We start from the raw sequence: 26,890 nt of genomic DNA, 5'->3' as shown, positions 1-26,890 counted from the left end.
GGACTAAGCGGTTTTACCGGATCAGCCCATCTTTGCGGGCCCGGGCCCGAATCCGGTCGGCGCGGGCCTTGCTGTCGGGGTGGGTGGACACGAACTGCGTCAGCCGGCCACCGCCCCCGCCCTGTTTTGCCAGTTTCTCAAACGACGTAGCCAGGGCCAGCACGTTGTACCCATTTTTTCGCAGGAAGGTATAGCTGTAATCATCGGCCTCGGTCTCCTGCCGACGGCTGAACGAGGCCCCCAGCAGATAATCCGCAACGCCCCCGATCTGCGACCGCGACAACCGACCAATTACTCCGGAATTGGAAGCCGCCAGATTCCGGACGGCCGAGCGCCGGAGCGCACTTTTCATCGCATCGTGGGAGTCTTTGTTCACCACGTGGCCAATCTCGTGCCCGATAATGGCCAGAATCTCGCTGTCGGTCATGATGTCCATCAGGCCCTTAAACACCCGCACACTACCGTCGGCGGTGGCAAACGCGTTTACCTGCCCGACTTTATAAACCTTGTAGTTGATGGGTAGCCCGGCAACGGTACGATGCCGCTGTACAATGCGATTCAGCCGGAGCGTGTAGGGGTCGCTGGGGCCAGCCACCGGATTCTGCGCATCCATTTGCTGCACCGCCTGCCGCGAGTAAGCCGCCACCTGCGCATTGGTCAGTGTAGCCGAATTCAGGGCGTCCAGCCCAGCCTGCAGGAGACTGGGATCGATCTGCGCCGACGATACCATCGGTACCGACGTCAGCAGGAAGAATATGATTGCTATGCGTTTCATAGGTCGAGTCTTCTGTTAAACATGTACATCCACTCCTACGCGAATGTATGTCTTTGATTCGCTAACCAGGCAAACGTTTAATCGGTTTGGCGAATCGAGCCAGTAGCCCGACCGAACTCTGACTGGGCCATCCGGCAGCTTCACCGCTTCGTCTTACTCGTATGTCAATTCATTCAGGTTTTTGACCACTTCAAAGGGGTTATACTGGGCCGGCGCGTGAGTTACGCCCAATTTTGGCGTAGCTAACACACAACAAATACGGCTCATGCAACTAACTTCTTCCTCTTCTCCGGTCCAGCGCGGCCAACGGTCCCTGGCCTTAACCAAACAGCTTTTTGTTTTTCTTCTTTCCGCGACGTTCCTCGTAACGGGCTGTAAGAAAGACCCCGATGTCGAACCAACTCCTACCAACACGCTGACGGCGGTGGCCGGCCCTGATCAAAACGTACAAGTGGGTCAGGTTGTTACACTCGACGGCAGCGCATCGACCGACAGCAAAGCGGCTCCGCTTTCGTTTCAGTGGGCCATTACCCGCAAACCGGCTAAAAGTACGGTATCGCTGAGCAGCCCGGCTACGGCCAAGCCAACGTTTACCCCCGACGAAACGGGTGAATATGAGCTGGAGCTGACCGTTTCGAACGCCAACGGCCGCAGTACCGACAAGGTTCTGATAGCCGCTTCGGTGGCGCAGCCACTGGCGCTGACCTCAAACATTACGGTCAAAACGGTCCTGAACGACCGCGTGGCGAATCCGGATCTGCCCGACTACATTGTTACGAAGAGCATCGTGCTGACGTCGGAACTGACGATCAATCCGGGCGTAGTTGTAGCGTTTGAACGGGACACCCGCTTTGATATTAATGACGGCGGGGTGATCATGGCGAAAGGGGAAGCCGGCAAGAAAATTCGTTTCGTTGGGGTTGAAAAAACCAAAGGCTACTGGGTCGGTATCATGGTTTACTCGGGCAGCAACGCCAACGTATTCGAGCACGTCGACGTACTGCACGCCGGTAGCCGCGTGATGCTGAGTGGCGTAAAAGCCAGTATGGCTATGTTCGGGGGCAACAAGGCACAGATTGCCCTGAAAAACAGCCTATTCTCCGACAACGACGGCTACGGTCTGTACGTACAGGACGGCGCCATTCTCCGCGAGTTTGCGGTCAATACGTTCCGCAACAATACCGAAGCCGGTATGCTGATGGATGCGGCCAACGTAGCCAGGCTGGACGCGGCCTCGTCGTTCACCGGGGGTAACGGGCGCAACGTCGTAGAGATATTCGGATCAGCCATTCGGAAAGGCAACGTGGACGAGATCGTCTGGACGAACTTCACCGACAACTCAGCGTATCGCATCACGGCCGATCTGACGGTCAGCAACGGCTGGAAACTGAACCCCGGCGTAACGATTGAGATGGGCCGCGACGTTGCCATCCGCATCAGCGACGACGCCTACCTGTCGGCAAAGGGCACCCCAACGCAGAAAATCACCATCACGGGCGCTACCCGCACCCCCGGCTACTGGCGCGGACTGATCTGCTACACAACCAGTCCGCAGAACGTCATCGAAAATGCCGAGGTTAGCTACGGCGGCAGCAATGCCATCGTATCGGGCAAGAAAACGAACATCGCCCTGTACGGTGCTAAGGCCACGATGACGATCAAAAACACAAAAATCAGCGGCAGCGCCGGTCACGGTATTTTCGTGAGCTACAACTCCGTTCTGAACAGCGACGCATCGACGGTCAATACGTTCGAATCCAACGCTCAGGCAAACATCCAGATTGAAAAATAAACGCACTGATTCAGACAGCTAAGGCTACATACCCAGAAAGGCGTCATCACTGGCGCCTTTCTGACTGTATGGTGTGGATGGAAGCAAAGCGTTATTTCTTTTCAGCCATGGACGCGTCCTGCTTGGCAAACTCTCCGGCCGCCTTTAGTTCTACCTCATCGCTCACAACCGCTACCGGGATGGTACCCAGACTGAAATCGGAGCGCTTGATGGTGCCCGTCACTTTCAGACCGGCTTTCTCCTGCTTGCCCCGCGGGCTATCCATCGTAACCGGCCCGGTCAGTACGGCATCCAGCGTCACGGGCTTCGTAACGCCGTGCATGGTCAGGTTGCCGTTCAGTTTGTATTTTTTACCCTCTACTTTCTGAAACGACGTACTCTTGAACGTGATCGTGGGGTACTGCGCTACGTTGAAAAACCGGTCGCCCCGCAGGTCGTTGTCCCGGCGTTCGTTGTCGGTGTCGACGCTATTGGCATCGACCGTTAGTTCCACCACCGCATCAGACAGATCGGGCTTGCCGGCCGTAATCTTGGCATCGTAGGTTTTGAAGTTCCCGTCTACCTCCGACAGCATCAGGTGCGTCACGGTAAAGCCCACTTTAGCGTGCGATTTGTCAACCATCCAGGTTTGCGCGTTGGCCGCTGATATCGTCAGCAAGGCGGCAACAGAAAGGAGTCCTGTTTTCATAAGGGTCTGGGGTTTTCTGGATAAATCCGGTTTAGTTTCTAGTTAAAACTACGCGAATTCAGCCCGAAAGCCAAGCAGAAATACCTATGCAATAGACGGGATAGACCAGAAACATCGGCAGATGGAGCGTTTCAACCGACGAACCGCCCCCGCTCAATTACCTACTAATGTATTGGTACTACTTCAGGATAGCTCTTGCCTTCCCCCACCCCAAACCCCCGAAGGGGCTTGGGGTAAAGCGCAGTATCAGTATTGATTTACAGATTCCGGATGTAGCGCTGCCCACCCAGCCGGCGCATCTGCCGACTGATCCAGCGGGTACGCCGTTGGATGTAGCTGGACGGGTTCTTGATGGAGAAAAGGCGCGGATTGGGCAGCACGGCCGCAATCCGGGCGGCTTCGTCGCGGGTCAGTGAGTTGGCCGGATGCCTGTAGAAACGCTGGCTGGCAGCTTCGACCCCGAAGGTCATGGGGCCGGTTTCCGCTACGTTCAGGTACACTTCCAGAATGCGTTTCTTCCCCCAGATCAGCTCAATCAGCACGGTGAAATACACCTCCAGCCCCTTCCGGATGTAGCTGCGGCCGTTCCAGAGAAATACGTTTTTGGCGACCTGCTGCGAGATCGTGCTGGCTCCGCGTGGTCGTTTCCGGTGCTGATTTTCCCGGATGGCCTCCTGAATTCCCTCAAAGTCGAAACCCCAGTGGGTCGGAAACTGCTGATCTTCAGATGCCACCACCGCCAGAGCGGCTTCCTTGCTGATTTCGTCGTACGGCCGCCAGTCCTTGTAGAGTTTACTGGGCTCGTCGGTTCTCAGCGAATCGACCCACCGCGACACCATCAGGGGCGTTACCCAAACGGGTACGTATTTCAGCAGGATCACGTAGCCGATCGACCCGAGGAACAGCACCAGAAACGTTTTGAGCAGGAACCGGTAAACGCGCTCAAGCAACGGGCGCTGCTGCACATAGGAACGGAACTGACGCCATCGGCCCGGCGGCTGCGACCGATAGGACGACGGGTGGGGCTGACGAGGCCGGGGCGGCTGACGAAAGGTGTTGGACGGGCGCTGCGTATTCATTCGGTTGGTCTAAGCTGCGAAAATGGAGAAATTTTGCCGTAGGGCCGACCAGCGGGTTGCCCTTTTTTACTGTACTCACCAAAGCAACTAATTGTTGCCTTTTGTTACTCGACAAATAACGTAGCCGCCACCCGGTCGGCAAAAAGCTTGCCCGCTTCGGTTAGTCGCAGGGTATCATTCTCCATAATCAACCAGCCCGCCCGTTGCATGTCGGCGAGGTCGCTGGCCTGTTGGCGCGTAAAATCAGCGCCCAGTAACGCCGACAGTTCGGTTAGTGAGCAGCCCCACTGGGTCCGCAAGCCCGTCAGCAAGTAATCATTCACCTGATCCGCAATCGTCAGATTTTCAACCGTTGCCGGCAGTTCACCCTGTTCAATTGCCTTCATATAACGTGAATTGTTCGCTATGTTGTATTGCCGACTCTGACCATTATACGAATGGGCGCTGGGACCTATCCCCAGGTACGGCCGACGCTGCCAGTACGCGGTGTTGTGTCGGGCGTAGTGGGCCGCTGAGCCGTTGCCTTTTTTCGCAAAATTTGAGATTTCGTAGTGTTCGTAGCCGGCCTGTTTCAGCGCCTGGGTCAATTCTGAAAACTGTTCGGCGGCCAGCGCATCGTCGGCGGGGGTAAGCCTGCCGGTTTTCTCCCAGCGACCAAACGCCGTGTCCGGCTCGATGGTCAGGGCGTAGGCCGACAGGTGCGGTACGTCGAGGGACAGCGCCCGGTCGAGGTCGTACGCCCAGCGGTCGGTCGGGCGGTTGGGAATGCCATAAATCAGATCGATACTCAGGTTGTCGAAACCGGCGTCGCGGGCCAGCCAGACGCAGGCTTCGGCTTCAGTGGCCGAGTGGGCCCGGTTCATCCAGCGGAGCGTCGCTTCATCGAAGGTCTGGATACCGATGCTTAGTCGGTTTACATACCGCCGGAGGGTGGCCAGTTTGCTGGCTGCCAGATCATCCGGATTGGCTTCAAGAGTAATTTCGGCACCGGGGGCTACGGTATACAGGTCGTAAATTGTCCCGAAGAGCTGAGCTAGTTCGGACTCGGTCAGCAGCGAGGGCGTACCACCGCCAAAATAGATCGTTTCCAGGGTTCGGGACGGCAGGTATTCCCGCTGCAGCCGAATCTCCCGACACAGCGCATCTACCAGCGGCCCCTTCTGTTTCAGACTGGTGCTGAAGTGAAAATCACAGTAATGACAGGCTTGCTTACAAAACGGTATGTGAAGATACAGGTGCATTAAACAGATGACAACGAACGGCCGGCGCAGGTTCCCGTCAGCTTACCGATTCTTTCGTTTCTAGCCGGTTGTGCCGCCGGTCGAGCCAGTTCATCACCGGTGTGGCCAGCATGCCGTGCATCACGATCGAAACCAGCACCACAAAACCCAGAATAGCCCACAATCGCTCAGGTTCCGGAAAGTTGCCCTTTTCCAGACCAAATGACAGGTAAAAAAACGAGCCGATACCGCGAATGCCAAAACCGGCGATCACCCAGCGTTCGCTCAGGGTGGCCCGGGTGCCCGCCATGGGTATAAACCCTGCCAGCGGACGGATGATAAACAGCAGCCCCAGCCCCAGCGCTACGTCAGACCAGCGCAGCGGAGCCAGCAGCCCCTGCCCGATGGCCCCGCCGAACAAAAGCAAGAGTATGACAATAAACACCCGCTCGATCTGATCGGAGAAATCGTGCATGTGCTGGTGGTATTCGTGCGACCGTTCGTAGCCCCGCAACGTAATGGCGGCAATGAATACAGCCAGAAAGCCGTAGCCCTTCACCAGTTCCGTGAGCCCGTATGTCGTGAGCGTAACGGCCAGAATAACAAAACTGTAAGCCGTAGTCTTGATACTGATCCGTTGAGGGAGCCCAAAAATCAGGGCCGACAGCAACCGCCCCGACAGCCACCCCGCCAGCAACCCGACCGATACCCGGTACAATACGTCCATAGTCAGCCAGTCGATCAGTCGCGACTCCGGCGACGCAGCGGAAGGCAGCAGGGCAATCGCTCCGTACACAAACGGAAAGGCCAGCCCATCGTTCAGCCCCGCTTCGCCGGTCAGGGCAAAGCGGACGTTATCTTCCCCACCCTCCCCCGGGTCGCCTACCTGCACATCACTGGCCAGCACCGGATCAGTCGGGGCCAGCGAAGCCGCCAGCAACATCGCCGACGCCGGATGCAGCCCCAGCCCCAGCCACCCCGACAACGCAATACCCGCAATGGTCAGGATCATCGTGTACAATACCAGCCGGATGGGCATTCGCCAGGTGCGAACCGAAAAGGGCCGGTCAATTTTAAGCCCCGTACCCGTCAGGGCCACAATAACGCACAGTTCACTCAGGTGAGTCGTCAGGGTCTTGTATCGAATGGGGTCGGCATCGGGCAGCGGAAACGGCAGGGCGTACAGCAGCAAACCAAACCCGACCACCAGGGTCGGGTACGAAAGCGGGTGATTCTTAAGGAGCGACGGCAGCCAGGAAACCGCCAGTATGGCCACTCCCAGAACCACCAGCAACAGATTATATGATGTCATATTAATTGTTGAAACACTAACCTTCTATTACCAGCACAGCGGGTCATTTGATTTGCAACTCCTCACTATCTGAGCCTATGGGCCTGCCTCCTGACCCTCGCCACTACGTATAGGAAAGCACGCTGTATCGCCACATACGCCAGCAAAGCCACCAGCCGATCAGGCAAAGCAGGGCCGTGGCACCACTCGACAACGTAATGAACAAGCCCAGCAGCAGCCCGCCGGCAGCAAGGGCAGCGTGTCCGGCGTAGTAAGGCTCCCAGTCACGCCAGCGTTTGAGCGACAGCGTACGGTCGCGCCACCACAGCCCATACCACCGCTCCCGCTGCATGGTCATCACCACGGTCCAGAGCAGGGCCAGCTTGATGACAAACAACCCGGCCTGATTAATGACCGGCCGGTTCATCAGCTCAATGGGCAATAACCACGACCGCAGGGCTACCGTGGGCCAGTACAGGACAATCACGCCCGACGCGATCAGCAGGATTCCGGACAAGGCTCGCCGGCTGTATTTTACGTGCTTCGACGGCTGAGCCAATGGCCGCAGATGCTCCCAGTGCGCCTGCCGGAACTGACTCCACGCCCAGATTCCACAGCAGCCGGCCCAGGCACCCAGTACGGTTGGTGCAATATGTTCCTCCATAGCCTTTTCGATGTTGACCTGGCTAATGGAGTGGCCTTCCCTTGACCATCCCTCCCTTGGCATCATCGACACCGTGGTTGACGATGAACGCCTGATCGTCGATAGTACCGATCCGGTCTTTCAGCCGCGTCAGTTCAAGGCGGGTCACCACCGCGTAAATAATGTTCGTGTCCTGGTTGCGGTGGCCGCGTTTGCCGTAGCCTTTCTCGCCTTTGAACACCGTAACCCCGCGCCCCATGTCTTCGGTAATCATCTGGCGGATGGCCTCGTGCTCATCCGAAATGATCAGCACGGCCGTGTACTCTTCGATACCGTGAATAAGAAAGTCGATCGTTTTGGAAGCCGCGAGGTAGGTAAGCATGGCATACAGTGCCGTTTCGATGTTGGTCAGCATTGCAGCCGCCCCAAACACCAGAATATTGATGACCATGATCACGTCGCCCACGGTCAGGGCCGACCGGCGGCTCACGTAAATGGCCAGCACTTCGGTTCCGTCGAGGACGCCCCCACCCCGGATAGCCAGCCCGATCCCGGCCCCTAGAAAAAAGCCTCCGAATACGGAAATCAGCAGCTTGTCACTGGTCACGACCGGGTAGGGAACGGTTACCAGACAAATGGCCAGCAGCCCGATGGCTACAACGGTCCGCATGGCAAAACCGGGTGAAATCTGCCGGAACCCCATCCAGATAAACGGGATATTGACCAGTATAACCAGAAAAGCGAGTTCAACGCCCGTGACCAGTTCAAGAAGCAGCGAGATGCCCATGGCCCCCCCGTCGAGAAAATTATTGGGCAGCAAAAACCCTTTCAGGCCCATGCCGGCGCAAAGTACGCCGGCACTCAGAAAGCCGAGGTCTTTCAACCACCGGAGCTGCGTTTGTGTTGATGTTATATGGGTTGTAGATGATACCATACCAAAAAATGATTGAGTGTGTAAAACAACATACCGGCGCGCATCGGGCAGGTCCGCCCGCTGAACCGTCCGGGCAAGGTGAAGCCGCCCCACAGTACCGATAGACACGGGCGGGTCAGGTCAGGCAGGTGCCAGGCAGTACGTTGACCGACAGACCAATGACCGACGACCGAACTACGGATGACATCTAAACCAGCTGGCTGGATGAACGAAGAGGCAGCAAATTATAAGGAGACAATGGCTCAGGGCGCATTGATGGTAATCTGGTGTTCGAAGATAGACCGCAGAAAACCAAAGGAATAGTAGGAGCGATACGACTGCTTCGGTGAGAAGACCACCGCCAGGCGGCAGAATTGATTGGTCCAGGCCGGCAGTAGTTCCGGTGGCGATGTGAACGAGAAACCGGCCCGCGGGCTAATCAGGGCCAGCGGAGCGGTTCCGTGGATTTCCGGAAGGCAGCGCGACTCATCGGCAGCCGTGCGCGGCACATCGCACGATAGATAGGCTTGTTTACTCGTGGGGGCTGTAGCGACTTCCGGCCGGACGGACAGCCAAACCAGCAGCCAGATGGCCAGCAGGCCCCCCAACCACTTGATCTGTTGCCGTATGTCCAACGTCGTCTGCTTCATCCCAACAAAGTTCCACCTAATTTTTCGAACGTGCAACGTAGCCAACCGGGTTCCAGCCAGCGGCAACTTTCGTTAAAACGTTACTGATAACCAGCTTGTTTGAATTAATTTTTTTTCTCCAGCATAATAGTCAGGCCGTATTTGCCCTGCATGGTTCCGATGATGTCGAAGCCGTGGCGGAGGTTCAGCAGGAGCATCTCCCGCCATGCATTGTACGTGTGCGTCCGAACCGTGTGGTAGCCGTTCTGGCAGCACCAGTCGTGCTGTCGGCGCATCAGCTCCGACGCAATTCCCCGCCCCCGATACGCCGGATCGACGCAACCCAGCCAACTATAAAAATGCCCTGGCTGACGTTCGTAGCCAATTTTACAGCCGACTAGCCGTTCGTGATCAGTTGCGAACAGCAGGACGAGCGGAGTTCGGTGCTGGTGGTACGTCAGGTCGGCGGCAATCTCCTCCGGCGACTGGTTGACGAACACCCCGGCCAGCAACGTAACCAACGACGAATACAGTGGCTCCTGAGGCAGGCCGATTAGCGAATTGTACTGAATGGTCATGAGCAAAACTGGCAAAAAAGGTATTTTTGATGGATGATCCCGTACCCGTCGCTATGATTGAACAAGCTAATGAAACCCCGCTTCCCGACGTTCACGAGCCTGCTGTTACTGAACGGCACGAACAACTGCGCGAACTTGCCAGCCAGAGCTGGAATCTGGAGTTGCTGATCTCCGGCGCAGCCCTGTACGCTACCCTCAGTCTCCCTGAGCTGCTGGACAATGCCCTGGGTTACTACCGCTACAACCTCATGCTCAACAACGACTATTTCCATGATATCCTGCCTATTCAGGTAATTGGACTGAGCAAAGGGGCCTGTTACGTCCTGTTTGTAGCGTTTCTGGCCAACTTCATCATGCGGGCATTCTGGGTCGGGCTGGTTGGCCTGCTGGCCGTTTACCCCGATGGCATCAAATACAATCAAATTTACAGACTTGGTCAATACGCCCAAAACGAATACGCCCGGCGGATGGGTCGGCTGTCTGACTACGCTATTCGGCTCGACCAGCGCTGCAACGTTATTTTCGCCTTAGCCTTCATGCTGACGATCACACTGCTCGGCGTCGCCTTTTTTTACGTTATCCTGGTCATTTCCGTTACGCTTATTCAGTGGCTGCTTCCCTCAGCTGCTTATGCAACGTTCGAACGTATTGCCGGACCTGTTTTCACGGTGCTTTTTGTCGTTTACATGGTGGCGATTCTTGTTATGAGCCTGCCCAGATACCGCGACGATCCCAAAATAGCCGCTATAGCCTTCCGTTTAAATCAGGCCAGCAGCTTTATGTTCTTTGGTCTGTACCGCCCGGCCGTCTATATCCTGTTCACGTTTTACAGCCAGATTCCCAAAGCGATTCTGCAACGACGTCTGCTGACGTTTATGCTGTGTTTTACCGGTGTGCTGATTGTGTCAATGTTTGTTGAGATTACGCAGTATAGTGGCGCAATGAGTGCGTTCGACGGCCGCTCGTTCGTTACCCTTCGTGACCCGGGCCGAACGGCCGATGCCAACTCGTTCGATAACCTGCGGCCAGCCAGTGAATTAATTCAGAAGGCCAGTATTCAGTCGGATGTGATTCGGGAGCCGTATATCCGGCTTTTTATCGCGTACCCGAAAACGCTGGATGCGGACATCAGCAAGCGGTTCACAGAACCGACCTGGTCCGATACGCTGACGAAGGAAGAAAAACGGAAAGAACGGGCAAACTGGTACCTGCAAACGTTTGCGACGTATTTTCAGATAGAACTGAACGATTCGCTGTATCGGCAGCCGGACTATCTGTTTACCCAGCGCCCCGACAACGATCAGCTCGGCCTGACTACCGTACTGCCGGTGGATAATCTGCCCGTTGGAAAAAACGTGCTGAAACTTACCGTACCTGACTCGGCAAGCAAACCAAAAATGTATTACCAGATTCCGTTCTGGTACGTACCGGAGAAGTAATCAATCATCGGGGCACTTCTTGCAGCGCTTCCCCTTCTTGTATTTCTTGCAGCACTTTTTCAAAACGCACTCCTGACCAACAAAAGGGTTATCGCCAAACGATTTGGCTACTGCATTGAACTTAACTCCAACCTGCTCAGACTCAGCGAACATACTTTAACTGTCGTTTACGACACAAATGTCAAGCTTATTTAGAATAAATACAAACAACGTGCTTAAAAAATTTTGCATCACTACCGGACTGCTCGTTACGATGTCGCTGCTGGCGATTGCGCATGAGTTCTGGATTCAGCCGGATCGCTTTTTTGCCAACGCCGGCGATGCGGTCCGGCTGACCGTACGAGTTGGCGAACACTTCAACGGTGACCGGTGGGGCATTCGAAAAAGTCGGATCGTTACGTATCAGCACCTCTCGGCCAGGGGTTCGTCGTCGCTGGTACCGGCCGACGCAGCCGAGGAACTAACCGACGCCGAACTGACCCTCGCCCAGCCCGGAACGCACCTCATTTCGCTGTTCACTACCAACCGATACCTTGAAATGCGGGCCGACAGCTTCCTGCTGTACCTAAAGGAAGACGGCCTCGACGATGTCATCAGCGCCCGTGAGCAGCGGGGCGAAACCAGCAGACGCAGCCGCGAGCTGTATCGCCGGTGCGTCAAAACCCTGATTCAGGCGGGCAATCAACCGGATGATACGTATGCCCGAAACACGGGGATGCCGCTTGAGATCATTCCCACTCAGAACCCCTATAGCCAGAAACCCGGCCAGCCGGCCGAGTTCCGAATTCTGTTCAACAGCCAGCCGCTGGCCGGTGCGCTGGTCCGCTACTGGAACCGCGACGCAGCCAACCACCTCACCGAAGAACAGCAGCGTTCCGACGCGCAGGGACACGTCCGGTTCCGGCTGCGGGCGGGCAGCAACATGGTCAGCCTGGTGAAAATGGTCCCTCACACCGACAAGGCAGCCGCCGACTGGCAGAGTTACTGGGGCAGTTTAACCTTTGGTTGCCGATGAACGTCCAGTCCACAATCCAGACCCTTCGCCCCTACGCACCCCTCCTGCTTCGGCTGGCGTTCGCCTACGAACTGTACGACGCGGCCGGACACACGGCCCTGCATCCGGCCGAAGGCGTACCGGGCTATGCCGAATGGCTCAAAAGCCTGGGATTTCCCTTCCCGCTGGTCAGTGCCGCACTGTCGGCCTACGCCGAGTTCATTGGCGCCATCCTGATGGTGCTGGGCTATAAAACCCGGTGGGCCGCCGTGGTGCTGCTGATTAATTTTTCGCTGGCTATCCTCGTCGGCCACGTAGCCATCGGCGATACGTACAAAAACGCCATGCCGGCCATTAACTTGTTCGCCATGAGCGTTTTTCTCCTGCTCAACGGCCCCGGCAAACCCTCGATTGATGAAGGACTTTAATTGGTTACGTTTCCTGCGCCTGCCGGCGTTTGGGCTGCTGATTACCCTCCCAGCCTTTGCCCAGACAACGGTGATCGAAGCCCCTAACCCCGCGATTCAGGATACGGTCCTGACCGGCTACACGACCTCGTCCCTGACCCCGCTGTACTACGGCCTCGGCAGCGACCGGCTCGGGGGAGCCCGGATGGAAACCCTTGACTCGGGCGTGGTGCTCACCATTACGGGGCGGATGGATCGTGGCCCGGATACCACGCAGCGACTCTGGCGCGTTCGGCTGGCCGGATCGCTGACGGGCTTCGTTCCCGATACCCAGGTCACTACCGATACGTTGACGGTCGGAACAACGGGTTTGCTGACCGGCAACTGGACCGTTTACGGTGATACGTCCCGCCCCGCCCGCTTCGACTACGTAGCAATTCGCCTGCCCGCCCGACTGCCGTACCGCAGCCAGCAGCAGGTGGACCCCAGCCGCATCCTGATCGATGTTTTTGGCGCGACGGCCAACACCAACTGGATTACCCAACTCCGGTCGGTGCAGGCAATCCGGGCCGTTTGGTTTGAACAGATGGCCGACGACATGTTCCGGATTTACATCGACCTGAAGCAGGCGCAGTCGTGGGGGTATTCGGTGTATTATCAGAAAACCACGCTGATTGTCCGGGTTCGGCGGCCCCAGGTCCGGCGTTCGCTCCGGGGGCTGACCATCGCCGTAGATGCCGGGCATGGCGGTTCCAATACGGGGGCGCGGGGCCTGCAATCGGGGCAGCTGGAGAAAAACCTGACGCTCGACGTAGCCCGTCGGCTGCAGACGCGGCTGGAACGGGCCGGCGCTATTGTCCTGATGACGCGCCAGTCGGATACCAACATCGGCCCCAGCGATCGGATCCGGGCCATGCGCCGGGCGCTGCCGGATTTGCTGGTCAGCATTCACTTCAATGCATCGGGCAACAAAGCGGTGCGGGGCGTCAGTACGTATTACAAACACGTCGGTTTCCGGCGGCTAAGTGAGACTGTGCTGAATGAACTGGTTCGGGCCAGGGTCGGCCGGTCGGCCACGGGCGCCTTCGGAAACATTGGCCATTTCAACTTCTTTTTCAATGGCCCAACCGACTATCCGAATGTGCTGGTCGAGGGGCCGTTCCTGAGCAACTCGGCCGACGAAGCGCTGATTACGTCGGAAGCGTACCGGGAGCAGATGGCCACCGCCATCCGACGCGGCATCAGGCGGTTTGTTCGGCAGAAGCCCCGATAAGCGCCGTTAGTCCAAGAACCCGGCCGGCAGATACACGCTGAACGTGGCCCCCTGACCAGGCTGGCTGGTGGCCGTGATAACGCCCCCGTGGTTCTGCACTACTTTGCGGCAGATGGCCAGACCCACACCCGTACCGGCAAATTCGTTTCGGCCGTGCAGTCGCTGGAAGACCCCAAAGATGCGGTCGACGTACTTATCCTCGAAGCCGATACCATTGTCGCTGACATTGATCCGGTAATACGTGGTAGCCTCCCGCGCGGGCTTCACGGTAGCGGGTAGCTCTCCGGCCGCCAGTTCGTCGACGGTTATCCGGATCTCCGGCACCACGCCTACCCGTTGAAACTTCAGGGCGTTACTCAGCAGGTTCTGGAAGAGCTGCCCCAGTTGCGAGGCATCGCCCGGTACGCTGGGCAACTCCCCAACCCGGATATGGGCCCCCGATTCGTCGATAACGATCGACAGCGTATCGAGCACCTGATTAACCACCTCCCGCAGCGACACAGGTGCGGGGGGCGCCTGCCGGGTTGAGATGCGGGAGAAGGTAAGCAAGTCTTTGATCAGCACCGACATCCGGCCAGACGCCGATTGCATCCGGTGAATCATGTCCCGGCCCGAATCGTCTATGACATCCCCGTATTGGGTTTCCAGAATCGTACCGAACGACTGAATTTTACGCAGCGGCTCCTGAAGATCATGCGACGCTACGTAGGCAAACTGCTGCAGGTTTTCGTTTGAACGCAGCAAATCCTGCACTGAGGTCTGAAGTTCCTGAGTACGTTGCTGAACGAGCCGATCCAGTTCAGCCGATAGCTGCCGATACTTCGCTTCACTTTCTTCGGTTTGCCGGGCCGCCCGAATCTGCTCGGTTACTTCCGTCATGACCTGTAGAACGCCCGTACGATCGTCGCCTTCGTAGTATGGGGTGCAGGATACGTTGAAATACGCCGTTTCCAGCCGCCCGCTGCGGTACACCGGCATCGATACGCCCCAGCCATGATAGGGCTGCCCCGTTTGATACACCCGCCGGCACTGCTCCACAACGTCCTGTCCGATCAGTTCCGGCATCACTGTCAGGAGCGACGTACCCAGCACCTCCGGGCGCCACTCCAGCGCGTTCAGTACCGCCTGGTTGGCCAGTTCAATAATCAACTCCTCGCCCTTGACCAGCAGCATGGCCACGGGCGCCTGCTGCACCAGCTGACGCAGCCGGGTTTCGGCCTGCTGCCGGGAGCGCGATAATTCGACAAGCGCACGTACCTTGGTCAGAAGCTCCTGCGCGGAGAACGGCTTCACCAGATAATCGTCGGCCCCGGCTTCCAGTCCGTCGATCCGGGCATCCTGACCTGCCCGGGCCGACAAAAAGATCAGCGGAATGCGCGCCGTTGCCGGATTATCTTTGATGTGCCGCAGAAACGCCCGCCCATCCATGACCGGCATCATGACGTCGCTCAGAATTAACTGCGGAGGGTCGACCGTAACCTGTTGCAGGGCGTCGGCTCCGTTGTCGGCCGTACGAATGGAAAAGTGCGGCTCCAGCAGGCGGGTCAGATACGCCCGCATATCGGCATTATCGTCAACAATCAGAATCGTGGTGACCTTGTCGGGGCGGCTCTGCTCCACCGGCAGGTCAGACGCGGCTACTGCCGACGGTTCACCCGCAAGCAGCGTACTGGCTTCCTGGAGAAAACTATCGGCCAGTTGGCTGATACCGTCGCGACGTTCCTCCTCTACCACCTGACCGGCCGGCAGATGGTGTTTTCCGAGCGGAATACGAACCGAGAACGTACTGCCCACCCCCTCCCGGCTGACTACGTCGACACGGCCCTGATGCAGCCGCGCCAGTTCACTGACCAGCGAAAGCCCGATGCCGGTTCCCTCGTGCGTACGGCCCCCGGCGTTCTCGACCCGGTGAAACCGCTCAAACATATGCGGCAGTTCGCGTTCCGGAATGCCGACACCGGTATCGGAAACGCGCAGAACGACCATGTCCGCTTCAGTGATCAGCTCAACGCCAATAGTGCCCCGCAGGGTGTATTTGAAGGCATTGGAAAGCAGATTGAGCACAATTTTCTCCCACATATCGACATCTACGTACACGGGAGCATCGAGCGGCTGACAATGTACGATCAACTGCAACCCGGCCTTTTCGACGAGCGACCGGAAGCTGCTGACCAGATCGGTCGTGAGCCCGGCCAGGTCGACGGGGCGGTACGTTGCCTGCACACGTCCCGCTTCAATCCGGCTGAAATCAAGCAGGTTGTTCACCAGTTTGAGCAACCGCAGGGCATTGCGGTGCGTAATCTGAAGGGGCTCTGCCAGCGCCGGCACCTGGGCCTCGCGGGTGTGAATAAGCTCCTCCAGCGGACCGAGCATCAGGGTAAGCGGGGTGCGGAACTCATGACTGATGTTGCTGAAAAAAGCGGTTTTGGCCCGATCGATGGCCGCCAGCGCTTCGGCCCGTTTCTGCTCTTCCTGATAGGCATATACGTTTGAGAAAGCGGTGCTGATCGTGTTGCCCAGCAGGTCATAAAACGTCAGGTAGTCGGCGTCGAGCGCCCGGCGGGGACTTACCCCGGCAAGCAGAAAGCCAACGGGCTGGTTCCTGGTCGACAGCTGAATGGGCAGGCATACGGCCGTGTGGGGAGACTCCGGGTAAGGGCCACCGACCAGCGGCCCTACGGCTTCGGCCAGGTGTTCGACTACCTGCGTCTTTGTCAGGCTGCCGATCCAGCGGGTATGGGTTACGTTAATTGCTGATAACCCAGCCGGAACCGGAGCCGCCGACGCCAGTCCCGTGGTGTGCACAAGCCGGGCTGTTTGTCCGTCAGAATCAAGCTCATACACCAGCAGAAAAGGCAAATCAAGGGCAAAATCCGCCTGTTTACCGGTCAGGCCTTCGTAGATTTCGGTATTTGTCTTAGCCGGTCCCGTCAGGGCGGCTATGTCCCGCAGCACCTGCGTTCGGCGGGCGCTCAGCATCTTATCGGTTGTTTCCGTAATGGGGTGAAAGATGCCCCCTACTTCGCCCGATTCGGCGCGGATGGGCGCAAATGAAAACGTCATGAACGCTTCTTCGAGGTACCCATTCCGGTCGAGAAACATCCGCTGGTCATGAATGTAGGTGCCCTCGCCCTGCTGACCCCGGGTAAACGCATCGCCGACTACCGGTAGCGCAGTTTCCCAGCAGATGCGGAAGTTCTGGCCCATGGATTCCGGATGCTTGGCTCCGCAGATAGGCCGGTAGCTGTCGTTATACAACTGGATGGTTTCAGGCCCCCAGGCAATCAGAATTGGGAAGGTAGACGAAAGACAAAGGCTCACCGAGGTGCGTAAACTCTGGGGCCACTCGTCGATTGGGCCCAGCGGAGTCTTTGACCAATCCATGGATCGGATTAGCTTCCCCATCTCTCCCCCACCAGCCAGAAACTGCGCGGTAGACTCGGTCGCACTCAACATTGACATACTATCGCAACAAACTGATATGAACGCTACTTAACGGCTTCGGCAACGCCCGCCAAACCCACGGCCGAACCGCCACTGACACATTAGGACACTGTCAGAATTACTTATTTTGATGAAAAAATAGGAATATCAATATAGTCAAAAAAGAGGGCGATCTATTTTCTTATCCATGTACAGCTTTCCCGGCAACTTCTTTCAATGTCAGAAGCAACCTATTTAGCTCATAATGAAACCATTTACTAAACTTAATAAATTTTTTACTCAGACTGGCACCCGAGGCTCTTATTGTACCAGTCTGAGACAATTTTACTCTATGGCTACGTTCTTACTTTCCGGATCGGTCGTCAATCCCCCAGCACAATTTCACCTCTGAGGTAGAGCTGAACCTGCCCTGTAATATCGACCCGATCGTCGTGGAGCTTACAGCGGAGGTACCCTCCCCGTTTGGAAAGCTGGCGGGCGGTCAGTTCATTTTTACCCAGTTTCTCAGCCCAGTACGGTACGAGCGTCGTGTGGGCCGAACCTGTTACCGGGTCTTCGTCGATACCGGACTGCGGCCCGAAAAACCGCGACACAAAATCGATTCCGCTGTCGGGATTACCCGGCGCCGTAACGATGATCCCCCGGGCGGGCACCGTACTCAACTCCCGAAAATCGGGGTCCAGCGCTTCAATCTGCTCCTGCCGCTCAAACACCAGCAGATAATCCGAGCGACCTTTCAGAATGGTAGTGGGCCGTTCGTGGAAGCTGTTCTGAAGCGCCGGTGGCTGTACGTTGGGTTTCTGTATGACATCAACGGGAAAATCCAGCGTCAGCCAGCCGTCTTCACTCCGGCACACCTTCAGGGTACCGCTGCGCGAATCGAACTGAATTTCGTCAACATCCGGGCGGTCTTCCAGGAAGTAAACGACATAGGCCGTTGCCAGCGTTGCATGGCCACAGAGATCGACTTCGACGGTAGGCGTGAACCACCGGATGTGGTAATGATTCGGCTCGTCGGTTCTGACGTAGAAAGCGGTTTCGGCCAGGTTATTTTCGGCCGCAATCCGCTGCATGGTTTCGTCGGGCAACCATTGATCGAGTGGGCAGACGGCGGCCGGGTTACCAGCGAATAACCGATCGGCGAACGCATCAAGTTGATAAAGGCGCATGTAACGAGGGTCAGTTTACGGTTTCAAGTTTTAGGAATAATTCGGCGTCAAAAGCGGTCAATGAAGGAATGATATAGTCGGCAATGGCAAATTTAGGATCATCCCGTTCGTACTCCGCCGGCACCGCAACGGTTCGCATCCCGGCTGCGTGGGCCGATTTCAGTCCGTTGCCCGAATCCTCAAAAGCCAGACAATCGGCGGGTGATACGTTCAGTTTGCGGGCGGTTCCGAGGTAAACGTCGGGTGCGGGTTTGTTATGGGCTTCGAGCGTGGCGGAATGCCAGACGGTAAAATAGTCCCGAATGCCCAGCCGATCGATTACCAGTTCGATCAGTTCCATGGGCGACGCCGAGGCAATGGCCATCGGAATTGACTTTTCTTTGAAGAATTGCAGCAGCGCCAGGGCGCCCGGCATCGGTCCGGCCAGCCGCCCGATCCGGTCGTAGGCACCGGCCAGGATTGCATCACTGAGTTCGTCGGGGTCGCGCCCGGTCCAGGGAGAGCGCTCGTACCAATAATCGACAACGGCGCGGGTCGGCAGGCCGGTGGTCCGCATGCAGTCTTCGTCGGTCAGTTCCAGCCCAACGGTTCGGAACACGTCTATTTCAACGATCCGCCAGTGAGGCTCAGAGTCCACCAGCAGACCGTCCATATCAAAAATGGCAGCTTGAATCATACGTATCGGTTGTATTCCTTAAAAGCCGGTCCGTACGGCCGGGTGTGCTCATCGCACAAACTACACTCTTAAACGTCTGCTTTGCGAAACGGTTTAATATCGACTTTATCCCATACGTTGCCGGTGAGGTATGGTTCGCGCTGAAGCCACTCCTGAAGCGCTTCGTCGGTGTCAAAGTCAACCACCAGCATAGAGCCGATCATTTTTCCATCGGGATCCAGCAGCGCTCCGCCGATGATGAACTGTCCCTTCGCTTTGAGGTCCCGAACCAGCTCAAAATGCGCCGGCCGCACCGCCATGCGCCGGTCATACGCCCCGGCGTCGGTATGGTCGTAGGCGTGAACAACGTATTGCATAAAAAATGTAATCCTGAAAATAAGCTGTTTACAGCAAGCTCTGTTATTTTGTACTCGAAAGTCGCCAAGATACCATCTTTTTTCGTATCCAATGTCCGTCGAACTCGTCTTCATTGGCAAACTTTTACTCTGTTTTTTCCTCACCGGCCTCATTTTCTTTGTGAGCACCCGGGCCGATCGCTTCCGGCACCGTCTGGCTGGTCAGGAAACCCGCTGGCTGACGGGTGCTTTCGTCGTATTCCGGCTTGTTCCGTTCGTGGTGGTGTATCTGATCCTGGACGAATCCCCGCGGGGCGACGTACCGTTCTTCTACGAAAAAGGTGCCAACGCGTTACAGGGCGGTCTGGTTTATGTGGATTTCTGGTCGTTTCACGCGCCTGGTTTTGCGTACATCCTGGCCTTGCCGCTCCTGATCTGGCACAGCGCCAAAGCTATTGTTCTGCTGATGCTGCTGGGCGAATGGCTGACGGTGCATCTGACGTTCCGCTTATACGCAGCCCGCTCCGGAAAATCAGCCGATGAGTCGGCCCTGTCGGCGCTGCTCTACTGGCTGCAGCCTGCTCCGCTGGTCATCTGCCTGCTGGGCGGCCAGGAGGATATCTGGCTCTGGCTGTTCGGCCTGCTGTCTGTTCTGGTCCTTAATCGCGGCCAACAGCCGGCTGGTCAGGGCTGGTTTCGGGTCGGTCTGGTTATGGCCGCTGCGCTGCTGTGCCTGAAAGTTACGTTCGCGATGATTCTGTTTCCGGTGTTCTTTCTGGTACGCGACAAAGTACGGTTTGTGAGGGCGTTGGCCCTGGTGGGCATTCCGGCCCTGCTTGGTCTTTACATCATCATGGGCACGGCCTTTCTGATGCCGATGCAGCACGGCGACCTGCCCTTCTCCCCTAATCTGTCAACGGTACTGCGGCCGTTCCTGGGGTTCTGGATGGCAGACGTACCGCTCAAGACCCTGAACTGGATTGGCCTCTGCCTGACACTGGCGCTGCTGATAGCTACGGGTTTAAGCTTCCGGCACCTGCCCTACCAACAGGCCTTTCCGGCCATCTGGATCATTACCTTTGGCTGGTTTATGCTGTTGCAGGCCAGTGCCATGGCCTACTATATCTTTATTTTTCTGGTGGCGTTTGTCTTCGAACTGGTTCCGCTGTCAAACCGCCGGCGCATTGCCTGGCTGGTCGTGATTAACTGGCTGGTGGTGGTGCAACCGTTCGTGTCGGTGTATTACGGCCAGCCCCTGTTCAACTCACCCGGTCAGCTGGCCAGTCCCGTAAACCTGCTGGTTTATGCACTCGAAGCCGCTACGGTGGGCTGCGTAGGTGGTATGGTCTGGCTGGCTTATAAACGGCTTACCGAACTGAACGTAGTCCGCCGACCGGAACCCATATCCCAGGAATAGACCCATTTGTCACAAACCGCCCGACCTTGATCCCACTTTGTTGATCCCACCCCCGGAAGCCGTTAGTTTTGGTCTGTTTCTAACCTTTTGAACGAACCGGCCTCATGGAACTTACTTCACCTTCGATGACAACCACGCAACCTAGTGAACTCGCCCCTTCCAGTTATCCGTCGCTGCGGCAGGCCTGGTGGCTGATTATTGTCCTGTTTCTGTGGCAGATTCCGCTGTCCATTCCCATCGGGGCGCTGACTTATTTTTCAAAGGAAAACGACTGGACGCTGTACGGCCTGCCCGAACTGGTAATCTACGTAGTGGCTTTCGTTCTGACCATCCGGTATGGTCTCCGCAAACGCGGCAGCTCGCAACTGGCCCTGGCACCGGTCAATGCCGCTGCTTTTCCGGTGGTGGCGATCGGTACGGTTACGCTCGGCCTGCTGATCGAACCGCTGACCTCGATCCTGCCCACACCCTCCTGGATGCAGCGGTTACTGGAGGATATATTCACGAAAGACCTGATCTGGTCGGCGGTGCTGGCCGCTCCCATCGTCGAAGAAATTCTGCTTCGCGGCATCATCCTCGACGGTTTCCTGAAGCGCTATAGCCCCACCAAGGCCATTGTCTGGTCGGCGGCTATTTTCGGCATCATGCACCTGAACCCGGTTCAGTCCGTCGGGGCCTTCATCCTGGGGCTGGCTTTGGGCTGGCTATACTACCGGACGCGGTCGCTGTGGCTGTGTATCTTTCTGCACTTCGTCAATAACTCGGTGGGTTCGCTGGGCCTGCTGTTTGAGGAGAATCTGGACATGAGCCGCAACTACACCCGGCAGTGGGTGGGCAGCGACCCGCTCTACATCGGGGTACTGATCGGAGCGGCCCTGATTACGTTCGGCTGTTACCTGCTCCTGAACCGACTGCTGCCCGCCCGGACGCCGGCCCCTCAACCGGAGTAAGCGCCCCTGATCAGCTTATTCATACCAAACCGCTCTATCTTTCGGAATCCAGTCTGCTACTCCATGAACGTCAGTCTGCCTGTCGCAAAAACCACCTTCTGGCCCACCGTCAGACAGCGGCTCCTCAACCGGGAGGTGCGGCTGTTTGGGCTACACCTGGCTATCTGGTTGGTTTATGACCTCGTCCAGTCGTACGTATTGCTATACTGGCTGCCCATCGATCCGCAGCGGGCCGAACTGATTCCGATTTACAAATACCGCAACGACCTGTGGACCCACGCCCGGATTACCCTCGTTGCCAGCACGGTTTATCTGCTCACCGTCCACGGCAACTACTTCATCTTCAGGCGCCTGCTTCGTCGAGACAGCATCGGGGCCATCATTGCCTTGGTTGGGATCGAATTTGTTTATTTCTTCCTGCTGGCGGTCATGACGGGCTTTTACTACGGGTATACCGGTCTGAAGCTGGACAATGGCGTTGTCTTTTCCGTGATCGTGTTCTGCTGGCTGTACGCCCTGTTTTTTGTGGGCGTTCGGGCCTACCGGGCTTCCCGCCGAAACCAGCGGCTACTCCACCAGCAGAAAATGGAAGCCGAACTGGCCGCCCTGAAAGCGCAGGTGAATCCGCATTTCCTGTTCAACGCCCTGAACAACCTGTACGGAACGGCCCTCTCCGGCGACAGTGAGCGGACAGCCGCCGGCATTGAGCAGCTTTCGAGCGTGATGCGCCACATGGTCGAAGAATCGCGCCACGACCGCACACCCATCCAGAAAGAACTCCGCTTTCTCGAAAATACCGTTGACCTGCACCGGATGCGGCTGCCCCAGCGCGATACCATTCGGGTCAGTTCGGTACTGGAATGGGACGAAGAACCAACCCCCAGTGGCCGCCCGGCCGAGATTGCCCCGCTGCTGCTGGTTTCGTTCATCGAAAACGCCTTCAAGTACGGCATCAGCATGGATCAGCCCTGTTTTGTCGACATCCAGCTAACAGTCCGGCATGGTCATGTTCTGTTCCGCTGCCGGAATAGTATCATTTCTCAGAACCGGCTCGAAAGCAGCACCGGTACCGGTATCAATAACGTTCGGCAGCGGCTGGCTCTGATCTACCCGAACCGGCACAAGCTGGTGATTCACGACCAGCATGGCGTGTTTGACGTACAGCTCACAATCGATTTATAGGCTCTCCACGCCTTCTGACCGCTTTTGCCGGCGGCTCTCCCCCTTCTCATTCGGTCCGGTCAATTCGCGACTCAGGCTTTCGATTTACCAACTCACGCGGTCTATGCTACGAGTCGGTCGGTAGTCCGTTTGCAGCGGCTGTCCGGTGCTGTTGCTTTGCATTATCAACACCGACGCAGCACCAACCCCTGCCCGGTTATTAAGTAATCAAACAACACATACGCGAATGAACAACAAAACGCTGGGCGTGCTGGCCCTGCTGGGCGCACCCTCTATGGCCATCGGCATATACGTCGAAGACCAGTTCAAACCCCTCGCCAACTCCTGGTGGACGGGAGTGTGGGGCATCGTTTACATCACCGCCTGGATGGGCAGCATGGTTGCCCTCAACCGCATCGGTGCCACCGGTAGCAGCCGGTTCGGCCGAACGCTGCCTCTGATTATGCTCGGTACGCTGGCCATCGCCAATGTATCGAACGGCTGGCAACTGGTAGCACCAACCTTTAAGCCGACGCTGTTCTGGGCGCTGGATATGTGCTGGCCGCTGAGCAATGTCCTGATGCTGATCTACGGCATTACAGTTATAGTAGCCAACCGGCTGCCCGGCTGGCAGCGCTTCGTTCCGCTGCTGTGTGGTCTCTGGCTGCCGATGGCGCTGACCAGTAAGTTCTGGTTACCATCCGAACTGGGCTTCAGCCTGGTTACGGCCTACAGCGCCGTCGCCTGGTCTCTGCTGGCCCTGGTGATCCTGACAAACCACCGGTCCGGGCACGCTGCCGCACCTCTTTCACACGTATGAACCTCAATTTTTTACCAACAAAAACTATAAAATCATGAAGAAACACCTGTTTACCGTGTTCGCCCTGCTGTCGTTGTCCATCGCCTGTACAACCGATTCGGATAAAATCGACCCAGCCATTCAAAGTAACGTACCAACCGACGTGACCGGTAAGTGGATGTGGGGCACGTTCTCGCTGAGCAATTTCTGGGGGTACGACGGTAGCTACCAGGGCAAGCCGTTCGAGCAGGCCTTTGTCCTGGATTTCAAGCCCAACGGCGAATTTGAGGAATATGTGATCAACTCGGCCAGCAGCTATAATTGCCGGACGGAAGCCTTCACGTACTTTAAGGGCAAAGTGAAATTCAATGAGGACCAGCAGTCGTTTACGCTCACTCCCCAGAGCGGCAACTACCGGGGCTTTTATTCGTGCTACCCAAAGAACAATTTCAAGCGCGATGCCAAAGCGGGTGAATTAAAGACGGCGACGTTCTACTACGACATCGTGACGAGCCAGGGGCAGAAACAGATGGTGCTGCGCGACAGCCCGAACGATGCCCAGGGTATGACGATGAAGTGGTCGAACTAACCTGATTGGTTATCCATAAACCAGGGTTGACGGGCGTATCTACCAGTACGCTCATCAACCCTTTCATTTTTATCGCTATTTTTATGGTTTGTTTTGTCTCATCCAAGCCGTAATGAACTACCTGTCACCCCTGTTGACGGTTCTGCTGGTCGGTCGGGTACTCGCCCAGCCCTCGCCCCCGTCCGTGCGAAAACCGGCCGATCTGCCGCCCACGCTTACCATCGAAAAAATCATGCAGGACCCGAAACGCTGGATTGGCACCTCGCCCTCCAACCCGTTCTGGTCCGACGATTCACAAACGCTCTACTTCAACTGGAACCCCGAAAAAGCGAAAGGCGATTCCCTTTACAAGATCACGCTCGCCAGGGACGGGAAGCCGGGTCAGCCGGTTAAGGTTGCTCCCGCCGAGCGCCGGGCCGTTCCGCCGGCAGCCGGAGCGTATAACCGCGCCCGTACGCAACGGCTGTTCGAAAAACAGGGCGACCTGTTTCTGATCGATGTCAAAACCAGCCGCGTCCGGCGACTGACCAATACGGTCGACACCGAAACGGATCCTCAGTTCTCGGGCGATGAGCAGAGCGTCGTGTTCCGGCGGGGTGGTTCCAATCTGTTTCGGATGCATCTGCCAACCGGCGAACTGAGCCAGCTCACCGATTTCCGGCAGGGCAACAAGAAAGCGGAGCCTAAAGCCAATGATGAGGAGAAATTCCTGAAACAGGACCAGCTCCGGATGTTCGAGGTCCTAAAAGAGCGCAAAGACAAGCGCGACGAAGCCGAGCGTATCAGCAAAGCCGACCGCCCAAAACGCCCGAAAGAAATCTACCTCGAAGACCGGCAGTTATTCAACCCGCAGCTCAGCCCCAACGGCCGCTTTGTGACGTACCGGCTGGCGAAAAACCCAACAGCCGCCAAAACCGCGCAGGTACCGAACTACGTAACGGAGAGTGGGTATACGGAGGACATTGCAGCCCGTACGAAAGTGGGCGTTCCGCTGGCGGCCCAGGAGTTTTTTGTGTACGACACCCAGAAGGATACCGTTCGGGCGGTCAGTGTGAAGGACATTCCGGGCATCAGCGACAAACCCGACTACCTCCGGGCCACCGCCAGCACCAGTGCCGGTCAGCCGGCGGTGGGTACCAAACGGGATTCTACCAGGGCCGGAGTCGCCAAAGCCGATACGACGAAGAAAAATACGACGCGGCCGGTGGTCGTCAACGGGCCGGTCTGGTCTGACGACGGTAAGCTGTGCGTTGTGGTCGTCCGGTCGCTCGACAACAAAGACCGCTGGCTGATGCGCCTTGACCCCGAAACCCTGAAGCTGACGCTCCTTGACCGCCAGCGCGACGAAGCCTGGATTGGTGGGCCGGGCATGGGCTTTACGTACGCTACCGGCAACATGAATTTCCTGAGCGATAACCAGACGCTCTGGTACCAGTCGGAGGCCGATGGGTATTCGCACATCTACACCGTCAACGTACTGACGGGCGAAAAGAAGCAACTGACCAAAGGAAGATTTGAGGTTCAGCAGGTAATCCTCTCGAAGGATAAAACCCATTTCTTCCTGCAAACCAACGAGGTACACCCCGGCGAGCAGCATTTTTACCGGATGGCCGTTACGGGCGGACCCCGTGTCCGGCTCACGACCATGACCGGCGCGAACGACGTAACCCTGTCGCCCGACGAAACCAGGCTCGCGATTCGGTACTCGTCCGGCAACCAGCCCTGGGAGCTTTACCTGTCGGAAGTAAACCCGACGTTATTGGCCAGCCGGAAATCCGAAGCCGTTCCGCTGGTGAGTGCCCGTCCGGCGGTTAAGCTGACGAACTCCCTCACCGACGAATTTAAAGCGTATGCCTGGCGTGACCCTGCACTGGTCACGATTCCCGCCCGCGATGGTCAGACGATCTACGGGCGGATCTACAAGCCGGCCAACCCCAACGGTAAGGCGGTGGTGTTTGTTCACGGAGCCGGTTATCTGCAAAATGCCCATAAGTGGTGGAGCCAGTACTTCCGCGAGTATATGTTCCACAACCTGCTGGCCGACAAAGGCTATACGGTACTGGATATCGACTACCGGGCCAGCGCCGGCTACGGCCGCGACTGGCGCACGGGCATCTACCGGCACATGGGCGGCAAAGACCTCGACGACCACGTAGATGCAGCCCGCTGGCTGGTTCAGAACCACGGCGTCGATGCAAAGCGGATTGGCATCTACGGCGGTTCGTACGGCGGTTTCATCACGCTGATGGCCCTGTTTACTCAGCCGGACGTATTCAAAGCCGGCGCGGCCCTGCGCCCCGTTACGGACTGGGCCGCCTACAATCACCCGTATACGGCCAACATCCTCAACGAACCCCAGTCCGATTCGCTGGCCTACCGCCGGTCATCGCCTATTTATTTTGCCGACGGCCTGAAAGGTCACCTGCTGATCTGCCACGGCATGGTGGATGTCAATGTCCATTACCAGGACGTCGTACGGCTGGCGCAGCGGCTGATCGAACTCCGGAAAGAAAACTGGGAACTGGCCTCCTACCCCGTCGAAGACCACGGCTTCGTTGAACCAACGAGCTGGATGGACGAATACAAGCGAATCCTGAAACTGTTTGAAGAGAAGTTATAAAGGAGAAGG

24 protein-coding genes are annotated in these 26,890 nt (G+C 57.1%); 11 read left to right on the top strand and 13 right to left on the bottom strand.

Features of this window, described 5'->3' with window-relative positions; genetic code table 11:
- Nucleotides 1–13: 13 nt before the first annotated feature.
- Nucleotides 14–775: a M48 family metallopeptidase gene (locus DYU11_RS29510; protein WP_119671342.1), complete on the bottom strand. Its 762-nt coding sequence runs from the start codon at nucleotides 773–775 to the stop codon at nucleotides 14–16.
- Between the two features lie 265 nt (nucleotides 776–1,040).
- On the opposite strand from DYU11_RS29510, the gene DYU11_RS29505 reads away from it, so the two are divergent.
- A complete protein-coding gene (locus DYU11_RS29505; protein ID WP_119671341.1) occupies nucleotides 1,041–2,567 on the top strand; it encodes a PKD domain-containing protein in 1,527 nt (508 codons plus the stop codon).
- A gap of 91 nt (nucleotides 2,568–2,658) precedes the next feature.
- On the opposite strand, the gene DYU11_RS29500 is transcribed toward DYU11_RS29505, so the two are convergent.
- The 8 genes from DYU11_RS29500 to DYU11_RS29465 all read right to left on the bottom strand — a co-directional run bounded on the left by DYU11_RS29500 (nucleotide 2,659) and on the right by DYU11_RS29465 (nucleotide 9,608).
- Nucleotides 2,659–3,255, bottom strand: coding sequence for a YceI family protein (locus tag DYU11_RS29500; protein WP_119671340.1), 597 nt, complete (start codon nucleotides 3,253–3,255; stop codon nucleotides 2,659–2,661).
- 257 nt (nucleotides 3,256–3,512) lie between these two features.
- Complete coding sequence (gene mtgA / locus DYU11_RS29495) at nucleotides 3,513–4,334, bottom strand: monofunctional biosynthetic peptidoglycan transglycosylase (RefSeq protein WP_199736828.1); 822 nt, start codon at nucleotides 4,332–4,334, stop codon at nucleotides 3,513–3,515.
- Between the two features lie 104 nt (nucleotides 4,335–4,438).
- Nucleotides 4,439–5,575 (bottom strand): radical SAM family heme chaperone HemW, encoded by a 1,137-nt coding sequence (hemW, locus tag DYU11_RS29490; protein WP_119671339.1) that lies wholly within the window; start codon nucleotides 5,573–5,575, stop codon nucleotides 4,439–4,441.
- 37 nt (nucleotides 5,576–5,612) lie between these two features.
- A complete protein-coding gene (locus DYU11_RS29485) occupies nucleotides 5,613–6,866 on the bottom strand; it encodes a cation:proton antiporter (protein WP_119671338.1) in 1,254 nt (417 codons plus the stop codon).
- Between the two features lie 103 nt (nucleotides 6,867–6,969).
- Nucleotides 6,970–7,509 carry a hypothetical protein gene (locus DYU11_RS29480; protein WP_119671337.1) on the bottom strand — a complete coding sequence of 180 codons (540 nt, stop codon included), beginning with the start codon at nucleotides 7,507–7,509 and terminating at the stop codon, nucleotides 6,970–6,972.
- Between the two features lie 22 nt (nucleotides 7,510–7,531).
- Nucleotides 7,532–8,422, bottom strand: coding sequence for a YitT family protein (locus tag DYU11_RS29475; protein WP_119671408.1), 891 nt, complete (start codon nucleotides 8,420–8,422; stop codon nucleotides 7,532–7,534).
- A 242-nt stretch (nucleotides 8,423–8,664) separates the two neighbouring features.
- On the bottom strand, nucleotides 8,665–9,051 hold the full coding sequence (locus tag DYU11_RS29470) for a hypothetical protein (RefSeq protein ID WP_147368071.1): 387 nt from the start codon (nucleotides 9,049–9,051) through the stop codon (nucleotides 8,665–8,667).
- A 104-nt stretch (nucleotides 9,052–9,155) separates the two neighbouring features.
- Nucleotides 9,156–9,608: a GNAT family N-acetyltransferase gene (locus DYU11_RS29465; protein WP_119671335.1), complete on the bottom strand. Its 453-nt coding sequence runs from the start codon at nucleotides 9,606–9,608 to the stop codon at nucleotides 9,156–9,158.
- 53 nt (nucleotides 9,609–9,661) lie between these two features.
- Here DYU11_RS29465 and DYU11_RS29460 point away from each other — a divergent pair, with 53 nt between their 5' ends.
- The 4 genes from DYU11_RS29460 (at nucleotide 9,662) to DYU11_RS29445 (ending at nucleotide 13,721) form a co-directional block, all read left to right on the top strand.
- The gene (locus DYU11_RS29460) at nucleotides 9,662–11,047 is read left to right on the top strand and encodes a hypothetical protein (protein ID WP_229366114.1); all 1,386 of its coding nucleotides are present in this window, start codon (nucleotides 9,662–9,664) and stop codon (nucleotides 11,045–11,047) included.
- Nucleotides 11,048–11,258: 211 nt separating this feature from the next.
- Nucleotides 11,259–12,062, top strand: a complete 804-nt coding sequence (locus DYU11_RS29455) for a DUF4198 domain-containing protein (protein WP_229366112.1) — start codon at nucleotides 11,259–11,261, stop codon at nucleotides 12,060–12,062.
- Complete coding sequence (locus tag DYU11_RS29450; protein WP_119671332.1) at nucleotides 12,059–12,469, top strand: DoxX family protein; 411 nt, start codon at nucleotides 12,059–12,061, stop codon at nucleotides 12,467–12,469. Before DYU11_RS29455 ends, DYU11_RS29450 begins: the two co-directional genes overlap by 4 nt.
- On the top strand, nucleotides 12,456–13,721 hold the full coding sequence (locus DYU11_RS29445) for an N-acetylmuramoyl-L-alanine amidase (RefSeq protein ID WP_119671331.1): 1,266 nt from the start codon (nucleotides 12,456–12,458) through the stop codon (nucleotides 13,719–13,721). The genes DYU11_RS29450 and DYU11_RS29445 overlap by 14 nt, the downstream gene beginning before the upstream one ends.
- Nucleotides 13,722–13,727: 6 nt before the next feature.
- Here DYU11_RS29445 and DYU11_RS29440 read toward each other — a convergent pair whose 3' ends face one another.
- From DYU11_RS29440 to DYU11_RS29425, 4 genes are all read right to left on the bottom strand, one after another.
- Entirely contained in the window at nucleotides 13,728–17,105 is a 3,378-nt protein-coding gene (locus DYU11_RS29440) for an ATP-binding response regulator (protein WP_229366111.1), read from the bottom strand.
- Between the two features lie 422 nt (nucleotides 17,106–17,527).
- The gene (locus DYU11_RS29435; protein ID WP_119671329.1) at nucleotides 17,528–18,334 is read right to left on the bottom strand and encodes a PhzF family protein; all 807 of its coding nucleotides are present in this window, start codon (nucleotides 18,332–18,334) and stop codon (nucleotides 17,528–17,530) included.
- Between the two features lie 10 nt (nucleotides 18,335–18,344).
- A complete protein-coding gene (gene hxpB, locus DYU11_RS29430) occupies nucleotides 18,345–19,010 on the bottom strand; it encodes a hexitol phosphatase HxpB (RefSeq protein ID WP_119671328.1) in 666 nt (221 codons plus the stop codon).
- Between the two features lie 68 nt (nucleotides 19,011–19,078).
- Nucleotides 19,079–19,366: a YciI family protein gene (locus DYU11_RS29425; RefSeq protein ID WP_119671327.1), complete on the bottom strand. Its 288-nt coding sequence runs from the start codon at nucleotides 19,364–19,366 to the stop codon at nucleotides 19,079–19,081.
- A 91-nt stretch (nucleotides 19,367–19,457) separates the two neighbouring features.
- Here DYU11_RS29425 and DYU11_RS29420 point away from each other — a divergent pair, with 91 nt between their 5' ends.
- From DYU11_RS29420 to DYU11_RS29395, 6 genes are all read left to right on the top strand, one after another.
- Complete coding sequence (locus DYU11_RS29420) at nucleotides 19,458–20,762, top strand: hypothetical protein (protein WP_119671326.1); 1,305 nt, start codon at nucleotides 19,458–19,460, stop codon at nucleotides 20,760–20,762.
- Between the two features lie 125 nt (nucleotides 20,763–20,887).
- The gene (locus DYU11_RS29415; RefSeq protein WP_158600390.1) at nucleotides 20,888–21,712 is read left to right on the top strand and encodes a CPBP family intramembrane glutamic endopeptidase; all 825 of its coding nucleotides are present in this window, start codon (nucleotides 20,888–20,890) and stop codon (nucleotides 21,710–21,712) included.
- Nucleotides 21,713–21,775: 63 nt separating this feature from the next.
- The gene (locus DYU11_RS29410) at nucleotides 21,776–22,894 is read left to right on the top strand and encodes a sensor histidine kinase (RefSeq protein ID WP_119671324.1); all 1,119 of its coding nucleotides are present in this window, start codon (nucleotides 21,776–21,778) and stop codon (nucleotides 22,892–22,894) included.
- Between the two features lie 226 nt (nucleotides 22,895–23,120).
- The gene (locus DYU11_RS29405; RefSeq protein WP_119671323.1) at nucleotides 23,121–23,693 is read left to right on the top strand and encodes a hypothetical protein; all 573 of its coding nucleotides are present in this window, start codon (nucleotides 23,121–23,123) and stop codon (nucleotides 23,691–23,693) included.
- 34 nt (nucleotides 23,694–23,727) lie between these two features.
- Nucleotides 23,728–24,261 (top strand): hypothetical protein, encoded by a 534-nt coding sequence (locus tag DYU11_RS29400; RefSeq protein WP_119671322.1) that lies wholly within the window; start codon nucleotides 23,728–23,730, stop codon nucleotides 24,259–24,261.
- 112 nt (nucleotides 24,262–24,373) lie between these two features.
- Entirely contained in the window at nucleotides 24,374–26,881 is a 2,508-nt protein-coding gene (locus DYU11_RS29395) for an alpha/beta fold hydrolase (RefSeq protein ID WP_119671321.1), read from the top strand.
- The last annotated feature ends 9 nt before the right edge of the window (nucleotides 26,882–26,890 follow it).

It is taken from the genome of Fibrisoma montanum, from assembly GCF_003583365.1.
GTDB lineage: Bacteria > Bacteroidota > Bacteroidia > Cytophagales > Spirosomataceae > Fibrisoma > Fibrisoma montanum.
The sequence above is the reverse complement of the archived record's forward strand: the minus strand, read 5'-3'. Positions and strand labels throughout refer to the sequence as shown.

Excerpts from the sequence above, each read along its gene's own strand:
- DYU11_RS29510 (WP_119671342.1), bottom strand. The coding sequence starts at position 775 with ATGAAACGCATAGCAATCATATTCTTCCTGCTGACGTCGGTACCGATG.
- DYU11_RS29505 (WP_119671341.1), top strand. The coding sequence starts at position 1,041 with ATGCAACTAACTTCTTCCTCTTCTCCGGTCCAGCGCGGCCAACGGTCC.
- DYU11_RS29500 (WP_119671340.1), bottom strand. The coding sequence starts at position 3,255 with ATGAAAACAGGACTCCTTTCTGTTGCCGCCTTGCTGACGATATCAGCG.
- mtgA (WP_199736828.1), bottom strand. The coding sequence starts at position 4,334 with ATGAATACGCAGCGCCCGTCCAACACCTTTCGTCAGCCGCCCCGGCCT.
- hemW (WP_119671339.1), bottom strand. The coding sequence starts at position 5,575 with ATGCACCTGTATCTTCACATACCGTTTTGTAAGCAAGCCTGTCATTAC.
- DYU11_RS29485 (WP_119671338.1), bottom strand. The coding sequence starts at position 6,866 with ATGACATCATATAATCTGTTGCTGGTGGTTCTGGGAGTGGCCATACTG.
- DYU11_RS29480 (WP_119671337.1), bottom strand. The coding sequence starts at position 7,509 with ATGGAGGAACATATTGCACCAACCGTACTGGGTGCCTGGGCCGGCTGC.
- DYU11_RS29475 (WP_119671408.1), bottom strand. The coding sequence starts at position 8,422 with ATGGTATCATCTACAACCCATATAACATCAACACAAACGCAGCTCCGG.
- DYU11_RS29470 (WP_147368071.1), bottom strand. The coding sequence starts at position 9,051 with ATGAAGCAGACGACGTTGGACATACGGCAACAGATCAAGTGGTTGGGG.
- DYU11_RS29465 (WP_119671335.1), bottom strand. The coding sequence starts at position 9,608 with ATGACCATTCAGTACAATTCGCTAATCGGCCTGCCTCAGGAGCCACTG.
- DYU11_RS29460 (WP_229366114.1), top strand. The coding sequence starts at position 9,662 with ATGATTGAACAAGCTAATGAAACCCCGCTTCCCGACGTTCACGAGCCT.
- DYU11_RS29450 (WP_119671332.1), top strand. The coding sequence starts at position 12,059 with ATGAACGTCCAGTCCACAATCCAGACCCTTCGCCCCTACGCACCCCTC.
- DYU11_RS29445 (WP_119671331.1), top strand. The coding sequence starts at position 12,456 with ATGAAGGACTTTAATTGGTTACGTTTCCTGCGCCTGCCGGCGTTTGGG.
- DYU11_RS29440 (WP_229366111.1), bottom strand. The coding sequence starts at position 17,105 with ATGGATTGGTCAAAGACTCCGCTGGGCCCAATCGACGAGTGGCCCCAG.
- DYU11_RS29435 (WP_119671329.1), bottom strand. The coding sequence starts at position 18,334 with ATGCGCCTTTATCAACTTGATGCGTTCGCCGATCGGTTATTCGCTGGT.
- hxpB (WP_119671328.1), bottom strand. The coding sequence starts at position 19,010 with ATGATTCAAGCTGCCATTTTTGATATGGACGGTCTGCTGGTGGACTCT.
- DYU11_RS29425 (WP_119671327.1), bottom strand. The coding sequence starts at position 19,366 with ATGCAATACGTTGTTCACGCCTACGACCATACCGACGCCGGGGCGTAT.
- DYU11_RS29420 (WP_119671326.1), top strand. The coding sequence starts at position 19,458 with ATGTCCGTCGAACTCGTCTTCATTGGCAAACTTTTACTCTGTTTTTTC.
- DYU11_RS29415 (WP_158600390.1), top strand. The coding sequence starts at position 20,888 with ATGACAACCACGCAACCTAGTGAACTCGCCCCTTCCAGTTATCCGTCG.
- DYU11_RS29410 (WP_119671324.1), top strand. The coding sequence starts at position 21,776 with ATGAACGTCAGTCTGCCTGTCGCAAAAACCACCTTCTGGCCCACCGTC.
- DYU11_RS29405 (WP_119671323.1), top strand. The coding sequence starts at position 23,121 with ATGAACAACAAAACGCTGGGCGTGCTGGCCCTGCTGGGCGCACCCTCT.
- DYU11_RS29400 (WP_119671322.1), top strand. The coding sequence starts at position 23,728 with ATGAAGAAACACCTGTTTACCGTGTTCGCCCTGCTGTCGTTGTCCATC.
- DYU11_RS29395 (WP_119671321.1), top strand. The coding sequence starts at position 24,374 with ATGAACTACCTGTCACCCCTGTTGACGGTTCTGCTGGTCGGTCGGGTA.